General features: G+C 72.0%; 18 protein-coding genes. 13 read left to right on the forward strand and 5 right to left on the reverse strand.

Going from position 1 to position 17,234, the window contains the following annotated elements:
* Nucleotides 1-601: 601 nt before the first annotated feature.
* The 6 genes from JHD21_RS12050 (at nucleotide 602) to JHD21_RS12075 (ending at nucleotide 4,994) form a co-directional block, all read left to right on the forward strand.
* On the forward strand, nucleotides 602-805 hold the full coding sequence (locus JHD21_RS12050) for a cold-shock protein (protein WP_135078682.1): 204 nt from the start codon (nucleotides 602-604) through the stop codon (nucleotides 803-805).
* A 270-nt stretch (nucleotides 806-1,075) separates the two neighbouring features.
* The gene (locus JHD21_RS12055; RefSeq protein WP_292675381.1) at nucleotides 1,076-1,213 is read left to right on the forward strand and encodes a hypothetical protein; all 138 of its coding nucleotides are present in this window, start codon (nucleotides 1,076-1,078) and stop codon (nucleotides 1,211-1,213) included.
* An 86-nt stretch (nucleotides 1,214-1,299) separates the two neighbouring features.
* Nucleotides 1,300-1,593 (forward strand): metal-sensitive transcriptional regulator, encoded by a 294-nt coding sequence (locus JHD21_RS12060; protein WP_292675383.1) that lies wholly within the window; start codon nucleotides 1,300-1,302, stop codon nucleotides 1,591-1,593.
* On the forward strand, nucleotides 1,590-1,838 hold the full coding sequence (locus JHD21_RS12065) for a cation transporter (protein WP_292675386.1): 249 nt from the start codon (nucleotides 1,590-1,592) through the stop codon (nucleotides 1,836-1,838). The genes JHD21_RS12060 and JHD21_RS12065 overlap by 4 nt, the downstream gene beginning before the upstream one ends.
* Before the next feature lie 4 nt (nucleotides 1,839-1,842).
* Nucleotides 1,843-2,775, forward strand: coding sequence for a hypothetical protein (locus JHD21_RS12070; RefSeq protein ID WP_292675390.1), 933 nt, complete (start codon nucleotides 1,843-1,845; stop codon nucleotides 2,773-2,775).
* Nucleotides 2,775-4,994 (forward strand): heavy metal translocating P-type ATPase, encoded by a 2,220-nt coding sequence (locus tag JHD21_RS12075; RefSeq protein ID WP_292675392.1) that lies wholly within the window; start codon nucleotides 2,775-2,777, stop codon nucleotides 4,992-4,994. The genes JHD21_RS12070 and JHD21_RS12075 overlap by 1 nt, the downstream gene beginning before the upstream one ends.
* Nucleotides 4,995-5,008: 14 nt before the next feature.
* Here JHD21_RS12075 and JHD21_RS12080 read toward each other — a convergent pair whose 3' ends face one another.
* A complete protein-coding gene (locus tag JHD21_RS12080; protein ID WP_292675395.1) occupies nucleotides 5,009-5,920 on the reverse strand; it encodes a metalloregulator ArsR/SmtB family transcription factor in 912 nt (303 codons plus the stop codon).
* A gap of 112 nt (nucleotides 5,921-6,032) precedes the next feature.
* Here JHD21_RS12080 and JHD21_RS12085 point away from each other — a divergent pair, with 112 nt between their 5' ends.
* Together JHD21_RS12085 and JHD21_RS12090 are read left to right on the forward strand one after the other, a co-directional pair.
* Nucleotides 6,033-7,409, forward strand: a complete 1,377-nt coding sequence (locus JHD21_RS12085) for an NAD(P)-binding domain-containing protein (RefSeq protein ID WP_292675397.1) — start codon at nucleotides 6,033-6,035, stop codon at nucleotides 7,407-7,409.
* A complete protein-coding gene (locus JHD21_RS12090; protein ID WP_292675400.1) occupies nucleotides 7,406-8,641 on the forward strand; it encodes an MFS transporter in 1,236 nt (411 codons plus the stop codon). The genes JHD21_RS12085 and JHD21_RS12090 overlap by 4 nt, the downstream gene beginning before the upstream one ends.
* Here the strand turns inward: JHD21_RS12090 and JHD21_RS12095 are convergent.
* On the reverse strand, nucleotides 8,638-9,717 hold the full coding sequence (locus JHD21_RS12095) for a hypothetical protein (RefSeq protein ID WP_292675403.1): 1,080 nt from the start codon (nucleotides 9,715-9,717) through the stop codon (nucleotides 8,638-8,640). The genes JHD21_RS12090 and JHD21_RS12095 overlap by 4 nt on opposite strands.
* Before the next feature lie 19 nt (nucleotides 9,718-9,736).
* Between JHD21_RS12095 and JHD21_RS12100 the strand changes: the two genes are divergently transcribed.
* From JHD21_RS12100 to pstB, 5 genes are all read left to right on the forward strand, one after another.
* Complete coding sequence (locus JHD21_RS12100; RefSeq protein ID WP_292675405.1) at nucleotides 9,737-10,654, forward strand: NUDIX domain-containing protein; 918 nt, start codon at nucleotides 9,737-9,739, stop codon at nucleotides 10,652-10,654.
* A gap of 255 nt (nucleotides 10,655-10,909) precedes the next feature.
* Nucleotides 10,910-11,872 carry a PstS family phosphate ABC transporter substrate-binding protein gene (locus tag JHD21_RS12105; RefSeq protein WP_292675408.1) on the forward strand — a complete coding sequence of 321 codons (963 nt, stop codon included), beginning with the start codon at nucleotides 10,910-10,912 and terminating at the stop codon, nucleotides 11,870-11,872.
* 27 nt (nucleotides 11,873-11,899) lie between these two features.
* Entirely contained in the window at nucleotides 11,900-12,829 is a 930-nt protein-coding gene (pstC, locus tag JHD21_RS12110; RefSeq protein ID WP_292675410.1) for a phosphate ABC transporter permease subunit PstC, read from the forward strand.
* On the forward strand, nucleotides 12,829-13,737 hold the full coding sequence (gene pstA, locus JHD21_RS12115; protein ID WP_292675412.1) for a phosphate ABC transporter permease PstA: 909 nt from the start codon (nucleotides 12,829-12,831) through the stop codon (nucleotides 13,735-13,737). Before pstC ends, pstA begins: the two co-directional genes overlap by 1 nt.
* A gap of 159 nt (nucleotides 13,738-13,896) precedes the next feature.
* Nucleotides 13,897-14,667 (forward strand): phosphate ABC transporter ATP-binding protein PstB, encoded by a 771-nt coding sequence (gene pstB / locus JHD21_RS12120; RefSeq protein ID WP_292675420.1) that lies wholly within the window; start codon nucleotides 13,897-13,899, stop codon nucleotides 14,665-14,667.
* Between the two features lie 94 nt (nucleotides 14,668-14,761).
* Here pstB and JHD21_RS12125 read toward each other — a convergent pair whose 3' ends face one another.
* The 3 genes from JHD21_RS12125 to JHD21_RS12135 form a co-directional block, all read right to left on the reverse strand.
* On the reverse strand, nucleotides 14,762-15,763 hold the full coding sequence (locus JHD21_RS12125) for an inorganic phosphate transporter (protein ID WP_292675415.1): 1,002 nt from the start codon (nucleotides 15,761-15,763) through the stop codon (nucleotides 14,762-14,764).
* Nucleotides 15,764-15,770: 7 nt separating this feature from the next.
* Entirely contained in the window at nucleotides 15,771-16,388 is a 618-nt protein-coding gene (locus tag JHD21_RS12130) for a DUF47 family protein (protein ID WP_292675418.1), read from the reverse strand.
* Nucleotides 16,389-16,502: 114 nt separating this feature from the next.
* Nucleotides 16,503-17,234, reverse strand: a 732-nt coding sequence (locus JHD21_RS12135; protein WP_365695989.1) for a phospholipase D-like domain-containing protein, incomplete at its 5' end; no start/stop codon positions are given.

Consider the following 17,234-nt stretch of genomic DNA (forward strand, 5'->3'; position numbering starts at 1 on the left):
GTCTTGGGAGGCGGCCGGACCGGGGGATCCGGGCCGCTTCCCTGGTGGGGGTCTGTGACCTGGGGGAGGTCACAGCAACCAGAGTGGGCCCCGAGTAACAGGATGTGAACAGAGTTCGTTACTAGTCGTTCGATGACCGCGCACCTAGTCATCCTGGACTAGTCCGAACGGCCCATGAAAATGGGGTTTGAGACCACTATTGAGGTCACTGAGGCGGTTTTGCCGGCGTGGCGTTCTAGACCAGGTGCACAGTGCTGCCACTTGTCATCCACTCGGAGGTAACAATGCTCAGCTCGGACTCGGCGTTGCCGACCCCGGCGAGCGCCGCGGTCACGCATCCGTCACCGGGCCGACGCCGAACCGTCACGCGCGGGACCGAGATTGACCCCTCCGAGGGCTTTGCAGGTCGCCGAGGCTTGGTACTGTCGGGTCTGCAACAGATGCAAAGTTCCAGCTGGTCTGACGCCTGCGGAGTTTGTGATCCAACGGCGTTTCGTTTGTGTGGTGCCTTTTCCACATCTCGGAGCGACGTGTCACCGCATCTGATGCGGAGATCCTCGAAGTGAGGATCCTCATCGCACCGATATAGGAGTTCAGAGCAATGGCTCAAGGCACCGTGAAGTGGTTCAACGCCGAGAAGGGCTTCGGCTTCATCGCGCAGGAGGACGGCGGCGACGACGTCTTCGTGCACTACTCGGCGATCCAGTCGCAGGGCTACAAGTCCCTCGACGAGAACCAGAAGGTCGAGTTCGACGTGACCCAGGGCCCCAAGGGCCCGCAGGCGGAGAACGTTCGCGCTCTCTGATTCGTCCCGGGACTCACCCGAGTCTCCAGCGCGAGGCCCCACCCGCACGGGTGGGGCCTCGTGTGCTGTCCGGGTGGTTCCGCGAGGCGCCGGTACCACCCGTTCGGATCAGAGCCGTCCGGGCCGCGCGCGGTCTACGCTGGACCCGGAGACGTTCGTGGGCTGCGGACCAGGCGGGGTACCGTCGATGCAGCCGGGATGTCACCGGTGTTGTTCACCCGTAGGTCACCGGCCGAGAGGGGAGTGTTCCGAGTGCATGACCAGTTCGACGTGACTCTCGAGGATGCCGACCTGCTCGGCGAGGTGGAGCTCACCACCAACCTCATCATCGCGGCCAGCGAGACCGACGAGCACCTCACCACCTCGCAGATCGACGCCATCCTCGGCGTCACCCCCGTCGCCGGCTGACCCGCCGGCCACCACGCCCCGGGCCTTCCGCGGGCGGGGTCGCGGCATGCCTTGACGCAGGTACCCTAGGGGGGTACGGTACCAAGGTGAGCGCGACCGGACACGGCTACCTGCACCGCAAGGACGACGTCCTGGCCCGGCTGAGACGCATCGAGGGGCAGGCCCGCGGCCTGCAGCGGATGGTCGACGAGGAGCAGTACTGCATCGACATCCTCACCCAGGTGTCCGCGATGACGAAGGCGCTCCAGGCCGTCTCGATCTCACTCTTGGAGGACCACATGAACCACTGTGTCGCCGATGCGGCCCGCGCCGGGGACGCCGAAGGGCGTGCCAAGGTCAGCGAGGCCGTGGAGGCCATCGCCAGGCTGGTGCGGGCATGACCGCCCCCGGCGAGGGTGTCAGTGGGGGTGCCGGCGAGGGTGCCAGCACGAGCAGCTGGACCGTGACCGGCATGACCTGTGGCCACTGCGTGGCCTCGGTCACCGAGGAGATCGGTGCGCTGCCCGGGGTCGAGGACGTCCAGGTCGACCTCGCGAGCGGTCGGGTCGACGTGACCAGCGCCGAGCCCCTCGACCGGGCGGACGTCGCCGCCGCCGTGGAGGAAGCCGGCTACGCGCTGGCGTGACCCCATGACCGGCTTGGAGAAGGCCCCCGCCCGGGCGGCGGCGTACGTCGCCGTGCTGGGCGTCGTCCTGGTGGCCGCCCTCGGCGTCGGCCGTCTGGTCGGCCCGGTCGACCTCGACGCGGCGCCGGCGCACGCCTCGGACGACGAGCACGCGGGCGACGACCACGCGGCGCCCGCGGCGAGCGTGAGCACCGCCGGGCTCGCGCAGGAGGTCGACGGCTACCGGCTCGAGCTGCCCGGGACCCGGCTCGGCTCGGGGGTGCAGCCGTTCACGTTCACGGTCGTGGGACCGGAGGGCGAGCCGGTCACGGCGTACGACGAGGCCCACGAGCGCGACCTGCACCTGATCGCGGTGCGCCGCGACCTGACCGGCTTCCAGCACGTGCACCCGACCCTGGACCCGGCGACCGGCGAGTGGTCCACGGAGCTGGCCCTCGAGCCGGGCTCGTGGCGGGTGCTCGCCGACTTCGTGCCGTCCGGCGGCGAGCAGGTGGTGCTCGGCGCGGACCTCGTCGCCGAGGGCGACGGCGGGAGCGTGCCGCTGGGGGAGGACGTGCTCAGTGCCTCCGTCGACGGCTACGAGGTCATCGTCGAGACCGCGCCGGCGGTGGGCGAGGAGACCGCGGTCGTGGCCACCGTGAGGCGGGACGGGCGTCCGGTCACCGACCTGGGCCAGTACCTCGGCGAGCTCGGCCACCTGGTCGTCCTCCGCGACGGCGACCTCGCCTACGTGCACGGCCACCCGGACGCCGGGGCCGGCACCGGCCCGGAGATCCCGTTCACCGCGACGTTCCCCACCGGCGGGCGCTACCGGCTGTTCCTCGAGTTCGAGCACGCGGGCGCCGTGCACACGGCGGAGTTCACCGTCAGTGTCGAGGCCGGGGACGGCCACACGCACAGCCACGGCGACGAGGACGGAGCCGGAGGTGGGCACTGATGACCACTGACGTCGAGCTCGACATCACCGGGATGACCTGCGCGTCGTGCGCCAACCGGATCGAGCGCAAGCTCAACAAGCTCGACGGGGTCACCGCGAGCGTCAACTACGCGACCGAGAAGGCCCGGGTGACCTACGCCGAGCCGGTCACCGCCGACGACCTCCTCGCCACGGTCTCGGCGGCGGGGTACGCCGCCGCGCTGCCGGCGCCGCCACCGGAGCCCGGCGACGGCGCGGCGGGGGAGCCGGCCGACCCCGAGCTGGCCCTGATGCGGCAGCGGCTGGTCGTCTCGGCCCTGCTGACGGTCCCGGTCGTCCTGATGGCGATGGTGCCCGCGCTGCAGTTCGACGCCTGGCAGTGGGCGTCCCTGACCCTGGCGACCCCGGTGGTGGTCTGGGGCGGCTGGCCGTTCCACAAGGCGGCCTGGACCAACCTGCGGCACGCCGCGACGACGATGGACACGCTGGTGTCGGTCGGCGTCCTGGCGGCGTACGCCTGGTCGCTGGTGGCCCTGTTCGCGGGCACGGCCGGTGAGATCGGGATGACCCACCCCTTCGAGCTGACGGTGGAGCGCGGCGATGGGCTGGACTCCATCTACCTCGAGGCGGCGACCGGGGTCACCACCTTCCTGCTGGCGGGCCGCTGGTTCGAACGCCGCTCGAAGCGCCAGGCCGGTGCGGCGCTGCGGGCGCTCATGGACCTCGGGGCCAAGGACGTGGCGGTGCTGGCCGACGGGCCCGACGGCCGCGCCGAGACCCGGGTGCCCATCGACCGGCTGAGCGTGGGTGACGTCTTCGTGGTGCGGCCGGGGGAGAAGGTCGCCACCGACGGGGTCGTCGAGCGGGGCAGCTCCGCCGTCGACGCCTCGATGCTGACCGGGGAGTCGGTGCCGGTCGAGGTGCGGCCGGGCGACGAGGTGACCGGGGCGACCCTCAACGCCGGTGGCCGGATCGTGGTCCGGGCCACCCGGGTCGGGAGCGACACCCGGCTCGCCCAGATGGCCCGGCTGGTCGAGGAGGCGCAGCACGGCAAGACCCAGGTCCAGCGCCTGGCCGACCGGATCTCGGGCGTCTTCGTGCCCGTCGTGGTCGCCCTCGCGGTGGCCACGCTCGGCTTCTGGGTCGGCGCCGGCACCGGCGGCGCGTTCGCGGTCAGCACCGCGGTCGCGGTGCTGATCATCGCCTGCCCCTGCGCCCTGGGCCTGGCCACGCCGACCGCCCTCCTGGTCGGCACCGGCCGCGGGGCCCAGCTCGGCATCCTGATCCGCGGTCCCGAGGTGCTCGAGTCGACCCGGCGCGTGGACACCGTGGTGCTCGACAAGACCGGCACGGTCACCACCGGGCAGATGACCCTCGTCGACGTGGTCCCCGCGCCGGGCGAGGACGCCGCCGACGTACGCCGCCTGGCTGCCGCCGTCTCGTCGGGCTCGCTCCACCCCGTGGCGACGGCGATCGCCCGGGACGAGACCCCGCCGCCCGTGGACGACTTCGTCAGCCACGACGGGATGGGGACGAGCGGGACCGTCGAGGGGTGCGAGGTGGTCGTGGGCCGGCCCGAGCTGCTGGCCGCACGCGGCCTGTCGGTCCCCGCCGAGCTCGAGGCGGCGACCGGCGACGCCAGGAGTGCCGGCCGGACCGCGGTGCTGGTGGGCTGGGACGGCCGGGCCCGGGGGGTGCTGGTCGTCGCCGACGTCGTGAAGCCGACCTCCGCCGAGGCGGTCCGCGACCTGCGCGCGCTCGGCCTCGAGCCGGTGCTGCTCACCGGCGACCACGAGGTCGTGGCCCGGGCGGTGGCCGCCGAGGTGGGCATCGAGACGGTCGTCGCCGGCGTGCTCCCGGCCGACAAGGTCGACGAGGTGGCCCGGCTCCAGGAGCAGGGCCGGGTCGTGGCGATGGTGGGCGACGGCGTCAACGACGCCGCCGCGCTGGCCCGAGCCGACCTCGGCATCGCCCTCGGGACGGGCACGGACGCCGCGATGGCGGCGGCCGACCTGACCCTGGTCGGCGGCGACCTGCGGACCGCGGCGGACGCCGTGCGCCTGTCCCGCCGGACGCTGAGCACCATCAAGGGCAACCTGGTGTGGGCCTTCGGCTACAACGTGGCGGCCCTGCCGCTGGCCATGACCGGCCTGTTGAACCCGATGGTCGCCGGGGCGGCGATGGCGTTCTCGTCGGTCTTCGTGGTCAGCAACAGCCTGCGGCTGCGCCGCTTCAGCTGAGCCGGACGGCCGCCTCAGTCGTCGGTGCGGCGGCGCTCCAGCAGCACCGTGTCCCGCCAGACGCCGTCGAGCCTCGCGATCCGCGGGCGGACCGCGAGGGTCCGGTAGCCGGCCCCGTGGTGCAGGGCGATCGAGGCCCGGTTCTCCGGGAAGATCGAGGTCTGCAGGGTCCACAGCCCGCCGGCGTCCGCCTCGGTCACCTGGCGGAACAGCAGGGCCTTGCCGACGCCCCGGCCGCGCGCGGACTCGGTGACGTAGACGCTCGTCTCGCCCACACCGGCGTAGCAGTCCCGGGCGGACACCGGGCTCACGCCGGTCCAGCCGACGACGGCGCCGTCCGCCTCGGCGACCCAGCGGTGCCCGGGCAGCCACTTCTCCGCGAGCACGTCGAGCGGGGGGACCTCGGTCTCGAACGTCGCGTTCCTGGTGGCGATGCCCTCGGCGTAGATCTCGCGCACGACCGGGAGGTCGGCGTCGGTCATCGCCCGGGTGGCGACGTCGGCCGGCAGGTCCTCGGGGCAGCACGGCCGTTCGGCGAGCGTGCCCATCACGACGTCGGCGGCGTGCGGGAGCCCGGTGCAGCAGGCCGGGTTGACCGAGACGACGGAGGCCGTGCCGACCTTGTCGACGGCGACGAACCCGACCTCGGCGAGGCGCCGGACGTGGTGTGAGGTGGTCGACTGGCTGATGCCCAGGGCCTCCGCGAGGTCGCCCACCCGCACCGAGCCCGATGGCGCGGTGGACACGGTGTGCAGCAGCCGGACCCGGGTGGGGTCGGAGAGCGTCGCGAACCACTCGGCGTACGTCGTGGCCGCGGCCGGGTCGAGCGCGGCCGGGCGCGAGTGGTCGGCGGGGCCGCAGCAGTCGCCCGCCTCCGAGGTGGGAGCGGTGGCGGCCGCCGGGGGGACCAGGTCCAGGGTGCTCACGCGGGCCAGCATACATCGATGCAGATCGATGGTTGCTTTCATCGACGTCCGTCGATATGGTCGTGTATCGACACCGATCGATGAATGCCACCCGAACGCCGAGGAGAGACCGATGACCGCTCGACCCACCCCCGACCTGCCGCTCGTGATCGTCGGCGCCGGCCCCATCGGGCTCGCCGCCGCGGCGCACGCGTACTCCCGCGGGCTGCCGACCGTGCTGCTCGAGGCCGGGCCCCAGGTCGGCGCCTCGGTACGCGAGTGGGGCCACGTCCGGCTGTTCTCGGCCTGGCGCGAGCTGGTCGACCCGGTGGCGGAGTCGCTGCTGCGGCCGCGTGGGTGGGCCGGGCCCGACCCCGACCGCTACCCGGTCGGCGCCGAGTGGGTGGCCGACTACCTCGAGCCGCTGGCCGAGGCGCTGGCCGCCACCGGGGTCGTCGAGGTGCGCACCGGGCACCGGGTGGTCGGCGTGGCGAAGCGGGGTCGCGACCGGCTCGTCGACTCCGGCCGCGAGGACGCGCCGTTCACCGTCCACGTGGAGCACGACGGCGTCCGCTCCACCCTGCTCGCCGCCGCGGTGGTGGACGCGTCGGGCACCTGGACCGGACCCAACCCGCTGGGTGCGGACGGGCTGCCGGCGCTGGGCGAGACCGAGCACGCGGCGCGGATCACCTACGGCATCCCGGACTTCGCCGACGAGGTGGTGCGGGCGCGCTACGGCGGCAAGCGGGTCGCCGTGGCCGGCCGCGGGGCCTCCGCCCAGAACACCCTGGTGGGCCTGGCCGGACTCGCCGCCGAGGTCCCGTCGACCTCGGTCGTCTGGCTCCTGCGCCGCCCCGGCGTCGAGGACGCCTTCGGTGGCGGCGACAACGACCAGCTCGAGGCCCGGGGGGCATTGGGCAAGCGTGCCGAGCAGGCCGTGTCCGCCGGACCCGTCGAGGTCGTCACCGGCTTCCGGACCGAGCGGGTCGCGGCGCAGGCCGACGGCCGGCTCACCCTCACGGACACCGACGGCCGAGCCGTCGGCGACGTCGACGAGGTCATCGTGGTGACCGGCTTCCGGCCGGACCTGACCTGGCTGAGCGAGGTCCGCCTCGACCTCGACCCGGTCCTCTCGGCCCCGCGGACCCTCGCCCCGCTGATCGACCCCAACGTCCACTCCTGCGGCACCGTCTACCCGCACGGCGCGGCCGAGCTCGCGCAGCCGGAGCCGGGCCTCTACCTTGCCGGCATGAAGTCCTACGGCCGCGCGCCGTCGTTCCTGGCCCTCACCGGCTTCGAGCAGACGCGCAGCATCGTGGCCGCCGTCGCCGGCGACCACGAGGCCGCGGCCCGGGTCGAGCTGGTGCTGCCGGAGTCGGGCGTGTGCGGTGGCTCGGGCGTCTTCGACGGTGAGCCGACCGAGGCCAACGGCGGTGCCTGCTGCGCGCCGGCGCAGCCCGAGCTGATCACCATCGGCGCCCCGGCCACGGGCGGTTCCGGCTGCGGATGAGCCGGTCCGCACCCGCGCCGGCCGCCGTCGCCCCGCTGGCCGAGGACCGGCTGCGGCGCGTGGTGCAGGTCCTTGCCTACACCGAGATCGTGTCGTGGGGCGTCCTGTTCTACGCGTTCCTGGTGCTGGCCACGGCCGTCCGGGACCGCGAGGGCTGGCCGCTGACCCACCTGATGGCGGTGTTCACGATGGCCCAGGTGGTGGCCGCGGGCGCCGGTCTCTGGGTCGGCCGGCGGCTCGACCGGGACGGGCCGCGGGTGGTGATGACCGCCGGCTCGGCGCTGGGTGTGGTCGCGGTGGTCGCGGTGGCTCTCGCCCCGACCTTCGCGCTGTTCGTCGTGGCCTGGGTGCTCGTCGGGGTGGCGATGTCGGCCACGCTGTACGCGCCGGCGTTCACCGTGCTGACCCACTGGGCCGGGGCCCGACGCGTGCGGGCGCTCACGGTGGTCACCCTGGTCGCCGGGCTGGCCTCGACGGTGTTCGGCCCGCTCGCGGCGCTGCTCGAGGACCTCGGGACCTGGCGCAGCGCCTACCTGCTGCTGGCCGTGCCGCTGGCCTCGACGGTCGCCGTGCACTGGTGGGGGCTGCGTGACCCGTGGACGCCGGTCCCGCCGGACCCCCAGGACGCTGCCGGGCGTCCGGACCCCAGCCGGCTGCTGCGGACCCCGGAGTTCGGCCTCCTGGTCGCGGCGTTCACCCTCGCCGGGTTCTGCGTGTACGCCGCCGTGGTCAACCTCGTGCCGCTGCTGACCGACGGCGGGCTCACGCCGCTGGTCGCCGCCGTCGCACTCGGCCTCGGCGGCGTCGGCCAGGTCGCCGGCAGGCTCGTCTACGGGCCGCTGCTCGCACCGCTCCCGGTCCGGCCCCGCACCGTGCTGGTGGTCGCCGCGGCCAGCGTCACGACGTTCGGCCTGGCGGTCTCCGCCCGGTGGGCGGTGCTGGTGTGCGTCGTGTCGTTCGCGGCCGGCGTCGCGCGCGGCATCTTCACCCTCATCCAGGCGACCGCCGTGTCGGACCGGTGGGGCACCCAGGCCTTCGGGGCGCGCAGCTCGGTCCTCAGCGGCGCGGTCATGGTGACCGCGGCGTTCGCCCCGTGGCTGGGCGCGCTGATCGCCAGCGTGGTCGGGGGGTACGACGGCGCCTTCGTGGTGGTCGCGGTGGCCGGGGGGCTGTCGGCCGTGGTGCTGGCCCTGCTGCCGGGGCCGCGCGTCCCGGCGGCGGCTCCGCACTAGCAGGTCGCGAACAGCACCGGCCCCGACGACAGGTCGGACAGGACGAACGCGCCCTCCACGGGCTCGAGGTGCATGGTCACGACGGTGCCGTCGGCGGTGACGTCGCCGAGCGTGAACCGTTCGCTGAAGTCGCCGCCCTGCCCGGGCGCCGGGCCGGCGGCCAGCTGCGCCCGGCTGTCGGCGTTGGTGCGGGCCTGGTCCTCGGTCTCGAACCCCAGCACCGCGAGCACCTCCCCGTCGGGCTGCGCGGCGAGGGCGAACGCCGTCAGCGGGTGGAGGTCACCGGCGGCCGCGACCAGCTCGTCGGCGGCCTGCTGGTCGATCTCGTCCGCCTGCGACATCGCCAGCCCGCCGCACACCTGCGCGGAGTCGAGGAGAACCGCCGAGACGGCGTCGCCCGCCTCGACGGCGACGTCCTCGACGTCCCCGCCGCCCTGCTCGCGGTCGAGCGCCTCGACGGCCTCGGCCAGGTAGCCCTCGTCGTCGCTCGTCAGGACCAGCCCGCGGTCCCGGTCGAGGGCGACGTGCGAGAGCTGGGGCGAGATCGACGCGCCCTGGGCGATCGTCGCCACCAGCTCGGCGCCGCCCACCCAGACGCCGGCGTCGGAGTCGGGCCGGTCGTAGCCCAGGGACTCCAGCGTCGAGGCGAGCTCGTCGAAGTCGTACGAGTCCGGCAGCCCCAGTGTCATCACGGACCCGGTCTCGGACTGGCTGAGCAGCTCCCACGAGACCGTCGCCGGCGAGAAGCCGAACCGCTCCTGGAGGACCTCCGCCGACTCGCCCATCGCCGTCGTCGACGTCAGGTCGGCGTCGTAGCCCTCGTTGAGGAGCTCGGCGACCTCGAGCCCGGACGACTGGGCGTCGACCTGCGTGTCCAGCTGGGACCGGACCGCGTCCCAGTCGGTCCACGAGAAGCGCGCCGAACCCTCGGGTGCCCACGCCAGCGCGCGCTGCAGGTCGGTGCGCTGCGACTCGCGCCACCAGCGGACCCCGGCCACCGCCCCGAGGGCGACCAGCACGAGGGCCAGCCCTGCGGCCGCCACGACGGTGAGCCAGCGACGGCGCTCCCTGGTCACGCGTGTGAGACTAACCGCCATGGTCCCGCCGCCCGGCCCGGTCCGCCGTGGTCCGCGTGATGTCGTGTCGGCGGGGGTGGTCGTGTTCGGGCCGAACCGGACGGTCCTCCTGGTCCACCGCCCCAAGTACGACGACTGGTCGTTCCCCAAGGGCAAGCTCGACCCGGGGGAACGAGCCGCGGCCGCCGCGGTCCGCGAGGTGCTCGAGGAGACCGGGGTACGAGTGCGGCTGGGCGCGCCCCTCGCCAGCCAGCGCTACCCCGTCCGGGACGGGATGAAGACCGTCAACTACTGGGTCGGCCGCCCGGTCGACGACTCCGCCGAGCACCTCGACGTCAGCACCTACGCCCCCAACGCGGAGATCGACAAGGTCCAGTGGGTGTCCGCGCCGCGGGCGCGCGGGCTGCTGACCTACGAGCACGACGTGGAGACGCTCGAGGAGGCCCTCGGGCTCCGCAAGCGGACCCGTACGGTCGTCGTCCTGCGGCACGCGGTGTCCCGGGCCAGGAAGACCTGGCCCGGCGACGACCGCCGGCGGCCGCTCGTGGCCGGCGGCCGGCGCCAGGCCGAGCGGCTGGCGCCCGTGCTGGCGGCGTACGGCGTCACCCGGCTGGTCAGCTCGGGCAGCACCCGGTGCACCCAGACCCTCGAGCCCTACGCCGACGCGACCGGCGGCAAGCTCGAGGTGGACGACGTCCTCAGCGAGGAGGACGCCACGCCCAAGGCGGTGCGGCGGAAGGTCGCCGACCTCGTGGCCGAGCTCGAGGAGGCACCGAGGACCGCCGGCGGCTTGCTGGTGTGCACCCACCGGCCGGTGCTGCCGTGGGTCTTCGACGCGCTCGGCCTGGAGGACGCCGGGCTGGAGAAGGGCGAGATGCTGGTCGTCCACCTCCGGCACGGCCGGGTCGTCGCCACCGAGCGCCACCAGGCCGGGTGAGCCGGGCCGGGGGACCTCCGGGCGGTTGAATCCGGCCGCACCGGCACTGACCTGGGCGGACGGCGTGAGCGCGGTCACGCGGCGTCGCTGAGTTGGCCGGACCCGTTCACCCTGCGTTCACCGACGACCCCGGAGCCGGACACCTGCGCTCCCTAGCGTCCGAGGTGTTCCGCCCAGGGAGGTGGAGCACCCGGGGGTGCACGGGAATGTGCGCGCGCGGGGACCCGAGAAACTTCAGGAGATTCTGTGAAGCGCATGACCTTCCGCCGGGCGATCGTGCCCGGCATCGCGGCCGCGGCCCTCCTCCTCACCGGTTGCAGCGGCGAGGACGACGGCGGGGACGGCGGCGACGGCGAGAGCAGCGACATCTCCGGGTCGGTGACGATCGACGGTTCGTCCACCGTGTTCCCGATGAGCCAGGCCGCGGCAGAGCTCTTCCGCGAGGAGGCCCCGAAGGTCGAGGTCGCGGTGGCGGAGTCCGGCACCGGCGGTGGCTTCGAGCGCTTCTGCGCCGGCGAGACCGACATCTCCGACGCGTCCCGTCCGATCGAGGAGGACGAGGTCGCGGCGTGCGAGGAGGCCGGCATCGAGTTCACCGAGCTCCTGGTCGCCACCGACGCGCTGACCGTGGTCGTGCACCCGGACCTCGACGTCGACTGCCTGACGACCGAGCAGCTCGTTGAGCTCTGGAAGCCGGGCTCGACGATCACCAACTGGAACCAGCTGGACCCGAGCTTCCCTGACCAGGAGATCGCCCTGTTCGGTCCCGGCACCGACTCGGGCACCTACGACTACATGGCCTCCGAGGTCGTCGACCCCGACGCGGACGAGCCCGCCACCCGCGACGACTTCGAGTCCTCGGAGGACGACAACGTGCTGGTGCAGGGTGTTGCCGGCACCGAGGGTGCGACCGCCTACTTCGGCTACACCTACTACGAGGAGAACCAGGACTCGTTGAAGGCGCTCGCGATCGACGACGGCAACGGGTGCGTCGAGCCGTCGGCGGAGACGGCGCGAGCCGGTGAGTACACGCCGCTGGCGCGTCCGCTCTTCATCTACGTCGCCAACACGAACTACGCCGACGACGAAGCAGTGTCTGCCTTCACCGACTTCTACATCGAGAACCTCACCGCGATCGCGGAGGCGGCGCTGTTCATCCCGCTCAGCGACGAGGAGTACACCGAGACGCAGTCGGCTCTCGAGGGCATCGGCAGCTGATCCGGACCTCTGAGGACAATCAGACACATGAGTACCACTCTCGACGCAGGCTCGCCCCCCGGGGCGAGCCTGCCGTCGGGCATCCCAGACCTCGGCAAGAAGGCGCGCCCTGGCGAGACGGCCATCGTGTGGAGCCTGCGGGTGTCCGCACTCCTGTCCGTCGCCATCACGGTGGCCATCGTCGTGGCGCTGTCCCGCCCGGTGGTCGACTTCTTCCGTGAGATCCCGTTCGGCGACTTCTTCGCGACCGAGGGCCGGTTCGCCGTCCTGCCGTTGATCTCCGCCACCTTCGTGGTCACGGTGATCGCGCTCCTCGTCGCCGTCCCTCTGGGGTTGGGCGCGGCGATGTACCTGTCCGAGTACGCCTCCCGACGAGCCCGCAAGGTGCTGAAGCCCACGGTCGAGCTCCTGGCTGGTGTCCCCTCGGTGGTCTACGGCTTCTTCGCGGTGTTCTTCGTGACCCCGACGCTGCTCCAGGACATCCTCAACCTCAACGTCAACTTCACCAACGCGCTCGCGGCGGGACTCGTCCTCGGCGTCATGATCGTGCCCACCGTGGCGTCGCTGTCCGAGGACGCTTTCACCGCTGTGCCCCAGGCGTTGCGGCAAGGGTCCTTCGCGATGGGCGCGAACCGGATGCAGACCACGCTGCGCGTGGTCCTGCCCGCCGCCCTGTCCGGCGTGGCCGCCGCGGTCGTCCTCGGCATGTCGCGCGCGGTGGGCGAGACGATGATCGTGGCCCTCGCGGCCGGCGGGCAGAAGAACCTCTCGGCCGACCCGCGGGAGGGCATGCAGACCATGACCGGCTTCATCGCGCAGACCGCTCGGGGCGAGAACCCGGTCGGTTCCACCGAGTACAACACCCTGTTCGCCGTGGGCCTCACCTTGTTCGTGATCACCCTGGTCATCAACTTCGTCAGCATCGCGCTGGTGCGACGCTTCCGGCAGGAGTACTGATGAGCGCCGCCACCGTGGCCGCCCGTGAGGTCACCCACGCCATCGCCACCGGCAAGAGCCGGGACCGCAACGTGGGGTCCCTGGTGTTCCTCGCAGGCCTGTGGTTCTCGCTGTTCTTCGGCGTGATGGTGCTGGTGGTCCTCATCGTGGACACGCTGATCGACGGGTCGGCGCGCTTCGACATCGAGCTGATCACCGAGTACGACTCGATCCTGCATCCCGAGGCCTTCGGGTTCCGCGCCGGCATCCTCGGGACCGTCTGGGTGATGATCGGCACCGCGCTGCTCGCGGTTCCCCTCGGCATCGCGGCCGCGCTCTATCTCGAGGAGTTCGCCGACAACACCAAGTGGTACAACCGGGTCATCGAGCTCAACCTGCAGAACCTCGCGGCGGTGCCGTCCGTGGTGTACGGCCTGCTGGCCGTCGCCACCATGGCCCTGATCGGGTTCGACAGCACCGACATCATCATCGGCGGCGCGATCGCCCTGGCCCTGCTGATCCTCCCGGTCATCATCATCACGACCCGCGAGGCGGTCAGGGCCGTTCCTCAGGACATCCGGCAGGGCTCGCTCGCGCTCGGCGCCACGGTGTGGCAGACCACCTGGCGTCAGACCCTGCCGTCGTCGATCCCGGGGATCGCGACCGGCACCATCCTCGGTCTGTCGCGCGCGATCGGTGAGGCGGCGCCGCTGCTGATGCTGGGTGTGGCCGGCTCGGTCGGGTTCGACCCCACCAGCCCGACGAGCCAGTTCACCGCGCTGCCCATCCAGATCTACAGTCTCTCCTCGAGCTCTCGCGAGGACCTCCGGGTCGCTGCCGCAGCCGCCATCATCGTTCTGCTGGTGATGATCCTGACCCTCAACGGGCTGGCGATCTACATCCGCAACAAGTTCCAACGGACCTGGTGAGGAGTCACCACACACATGGCCACGCATCCCGCCACCGCGACCACGCGCCGCACCGACAGCGCAGGCAACCCCAGCAGCACCGACGGTGAGGTGAGCACGCTCGCGGACGTCACGGCCGCCGGCGAGCGTCACCTCCCGGAGCTGCCGCCCGACCCGGTGATGGAGACGCGGGGCCTCAACGTCTTCTACGGCGACTTCCACGCCGTGCACGACGTCAACCTCCAGTTCGGGCGCAACGAGATCACCGCCCTGATCGGCCCGTCCGGATGTGGCAAGTCGACCGTCCTCCGCTGCCTCAACCGGATGAACGACCTCGTGGCTGGTGCGCGGGTGGACGGTGAGGTCACCTACCACGGCCAGAACATCTACGCGAAGGACGTGGACCCGATCGCGGTCCGCACCCAGATCGGCATGGTCTTCCAGAAGCCCAACCCGTTCCCCAAGTCCATCTACGACAACATCGCCTACGGTCCGCGCGTGACCGGCATGAAGGTGTCCAACATGGACGACCTGGTCGAGGAGGCGCTCAACGGGGCCGCCCTCTGGGACGAGGTCAAGGACAAGCTGAAGCAGTCGGCGTACGGCCTCTCCGGCGGCCAGCAGCAGCGCCTCTGCATCGCCCGCACGATCGCGACCAAGCCGGACGTCATCCTGATGGACGAGCCCTGCTCGGCCCTCGACCCGATCGCGACGTCGCGCATCGAGGACCTGATGCTCGAGCTCCGCTCGGACTACACGATCATCATCGTCACCCACAACATGCAGCAGGCCGCCCGGGTCTCCGACCGGACCGCCTTCTTCACTGCCCGGCCCGACGAGACCACCGGCAACCGGACCGGCCTCCTGGTCGAGTTCGACCAGACCGCCCACATCTTCAGCAACCCGTCGGACAAGCGCACCGAGGACTACATCTCGGGCCGCTTCGGCTGAGGGGCGGCCCGGGGCAGCCCGGGGCAGCGGTGAGCTTGGGCCCTTTCTGGTCGCCCGCACGGGCCCGCACTCACCGCCCGGCCGGGGGCGGGGACTACGGCAGCTGGAAGACGAACCGGCAGAGCAGGTAGACGAGCGCGGCCATCGACCCGGCCATCGGGAAGGTGAGGATCCACGCGGTCACGATCGAGCGGGCCACGCCCCAGCGGACCGCGGAGAACCGCTTGGTCGCGCCGACGCCCATGACGGCCGACGTGATCGTGTGGGTGGTGGAGATGGGCGCCTCGAAGACGTAGGCCGTCGTGTAGAGCACGCCGGCCGCCACGGACTCCGCGGCGAAGCCGCGCGGCGGGTCGAGGTGGATGATCCGCCGGCCCAGGGTCCGCATGATCCGCCAGCCGCCGGCCCAGGTGCCGGCCGAGATGGCGGCCGCCGCGGCGAAGATCACCCAGAGGGGGAGCGGGTCGCCGTCGTTGACGTAGCCGCCCGCCAGCAGGGCGAGGAAGATGACGCCCATCGTCTTCTGGGCGTCCTGCAGCCCGTGCCCGAGAGCCATCGCCGCGGCCGAGGCCGTCTGGGCGAGCTTGAAGCCGCGGTTGAGGCGGTGCGGGTTGGCTCGTCGGAAGCCCCACATGATCCCCAGCATCAGCACGAAGCCGAGGCTGAAGGCGACCACGGGCGAGAGCAGCATCGGGATGACGACCTTCTCGATCACAGTCGCCCAGGACACGCTCACGCCGGCGGCGAGCGCCGCGCCGACCAGGCCCCCGATGAGGGCGTGGGAGGACGACGAGGGCAGCCCGAAGTACCAGGTGATGAGGTTCCAGGCGATGGCGCCGAGCAGCCCGGCCATCACGATGACCAGCGCGTGCGCGCCGGTGCCCGGGTCGATGGTGTCCGAGACCGTGGTCGCGACCTTCTGCCCCAGGAACGCCCCGACGAAGTTCATCACCGCGGCCAGCGCGAGCGCGACCCGTGGGGTCAGCGCGCGCGTCGACACCGACGTGGCGATGGCGTTCGCCGCGTCGTGGAAGCCGTTGGTGTAGTCGAAGACGAGCGCGACGACGACGACCGCGATGATGATCGCGAGGTCCATGGAGGACTCAGGACTCCTTGACGGCGATCTGCTCGATGATGTTGGCGACGCTCTCGAAGGCGTCGATGCCGTGCTCGAGCGCCTCGACGATGTCCTTGAGCTTGAGCACCTCGATGGTCTTGAACTCCCCGGAGAAGAGCTTGGCCAGGGTGCGGCGGTGGTTGCGGTCGCCGGCGTTCTCCAGCCGGTTGATCTCGATCCAGTAGTCCTCGAGGGACTGCATCGACTGGAGCTTGGGCATCGCCGCGGCGGTGAGGTCCGCGCACTGCTGGAGGACCTCGACCTGCTCGCTCAGCTCGGGCGGCAGGGTGCGCACCTCGTAGAGAAGGATCAGGTCGACGACCTCGTCCATCATGTCCATCACGTCGTCCAGCTGCGACGCGAGGCGGTAGATGTCCTCGCGGTCGAACGGCGTCACGAAGGTCTGGTTGACCCGCCGGACGATGGCGTGGGTGGTCTCGTCGGCGGCGTGCTCGGCCTCGCGCATCCGCTGCGCGACAGCCTCGTGGTCGGCGCCCTCCGCGAGCATCTCCGCGAGCAGGCCGGCACCCACGACGAGGTGCTCGGCGGACTCGGTGAAGAGGTCGTAGAAGGCGGTTTCGACCGGACGGAGGCGGAAAGCCACTGAGTACTCCTGGCGAGACGGTGCGGGCCGCCCGACAGCCTAGGGGCAGGCTTCCGCAGGGACGCAACTCAGGCCGCGGTCAGGCCGGGCTGAGGCGCGGACCCACGCCTCCGCTCAGGACGAGGTACGGCGCCTCCGCTGCCGCTCGATGAGCGCCTCCTGGTAGTCCACCGTGCCGTCGTTCTTGTGCCAGTCGCCGTTGCTGCCGAGCTCCCACGCCGCGGTGTCCGGGGCGAACGACAGGTCGAGCATGTCGCCCACGGACGCCACCAGCCCGGGTTCGGGGAGCCGGACCAGGACCTCGATCCGGCGGTCCAGGTTGCGGTGCATCATGTCGGCCGAGCCGATCCACGCCTCGGGCTCGCCGCCGTTGTCGAACCAGAAGACCCGGCTGTGCTCCAGGAACCGGCCCAGGATCGAGCGCACCTCGATCCCCTCGGACAGTCCCGGTACGCCGGGGCGCAGGGCGCAGATGGCGCGGGTGACGAGCTGGACCTGGACGCCCTGGGTCGAGGCGACGTACAGGGCGTCGATCACGTGCTCGTCGACCAGCGAGTTCATCTTCATCCGGATCCGCGCCGGGCGGCCGGCCCGCTGGTGGTCGATCTCGCGGTGGATGCGCTCGAGCAGCCCGCTGCGGACGTGGTCGGGCGCCACCAGCAGCTCGTTGTAGGACGCGTTGCGCGACCAGCCCGACAGGTTGTTGAACAGGTGCGCGACGTCCTCGCCGATGGTCTCGTCGGTCGTGATGAGGCCGAGGTCCTCGTAGAGGCGGGCGGTCTTGGAGTTGTAGTTGCCGGTGCCGATGTGGGTGTAGCGGCGGATGCCGTCGGGCTCGTCGCGCAC

Source organism: Nocardioides sp. (assembly GCF_016462705.1).
GTDB lineage: Bacteria > Actinomycetota > Actinomycetes > Propionibacteriales > Nocardioidaceae > Nocardioides.

Coding starts and splice junctions, on each gene's coding strand:
- JHD21_RS12090 (WP_292675400.1), top strand. CDS start 7,406: ATGAGCCGGTCCGCACCCGCGCCGGCCGCCGTCGCCCCGCTGGCCGAG.
- JHD21_RS12075 (WP_292675392.1), top strand. CDS start 2,775: ATGACCACTGACGTCGAGCTCGACATCACCGGGATGACCTGCGCGTCG.
- pstC (WP_292675410.1), top strand. CDS start 11,900: ATGAGTACCACTCTCGACGCAGGCTCGCCCCCCGGGGCGAGCCTGCCG.
- pstB (WP_292675420.1), top strand. CDS start 13,897: ATGGAGACGCGGGGCCTCAACGTCTTCTACGGCGACTTCCACGCCGTG.
- JHD21_RS12050 (WP_135078682.1), top strand. CDS start 602: ATGGCTCAAGGCACCGTGAAGTGGTTCAACGCCGAGAAGGGCTTCGGC.
- pstA (WP_292675412.1), top strand. CDS start 12,829: ATGAGCGCCGCCACCGTGGCCGCCCGTGAGGTCACCCACGCCATCGCC.
- JHD21_RS12070 (WP_292675390.1), top strand. CDS start 1,843: ATGACCGGCTTGGAGAAGGCCCCCGCCCGGGCGGCGGCGTACGTCGCC.
- JHD21_RS12100 (WP_292675405.1), top strand. CDS start 9,737: ATGGTCCCGCCGCCCGGCCCGGTCCGCCGTGGTCCGCGTGATGTCGTG.
- JHD21_RS12085 (WP_292675397.1), top strand. CDS start 6,033: ATGACCGCTCGACCCACCCCCGACCTGCCGCTCGTGATCGTCGGCGCC.
- JHD21_RS12125 (WP_292675415.1), bottom strand. CDS start 15,763: ATGGACCTCGCGATCATCATCGCGGTCGTCGTCGTCGCGCTCGTCTTC.
- JHD21_RS12105 (WP_292675408.1), top strand. CDS start 10,910: ATGACCTTCCGCCGGGCGATCGTGCCCGGCATCGCGGCCGCGGCCCTC.
- JHD21_RS12065 (WP_292675386.1), top strand. CDS start 1,590: ATGACCGCCCCCGGCGAGGGTGTCAGTGGGGGTGCCGGCGAGGGTGCC.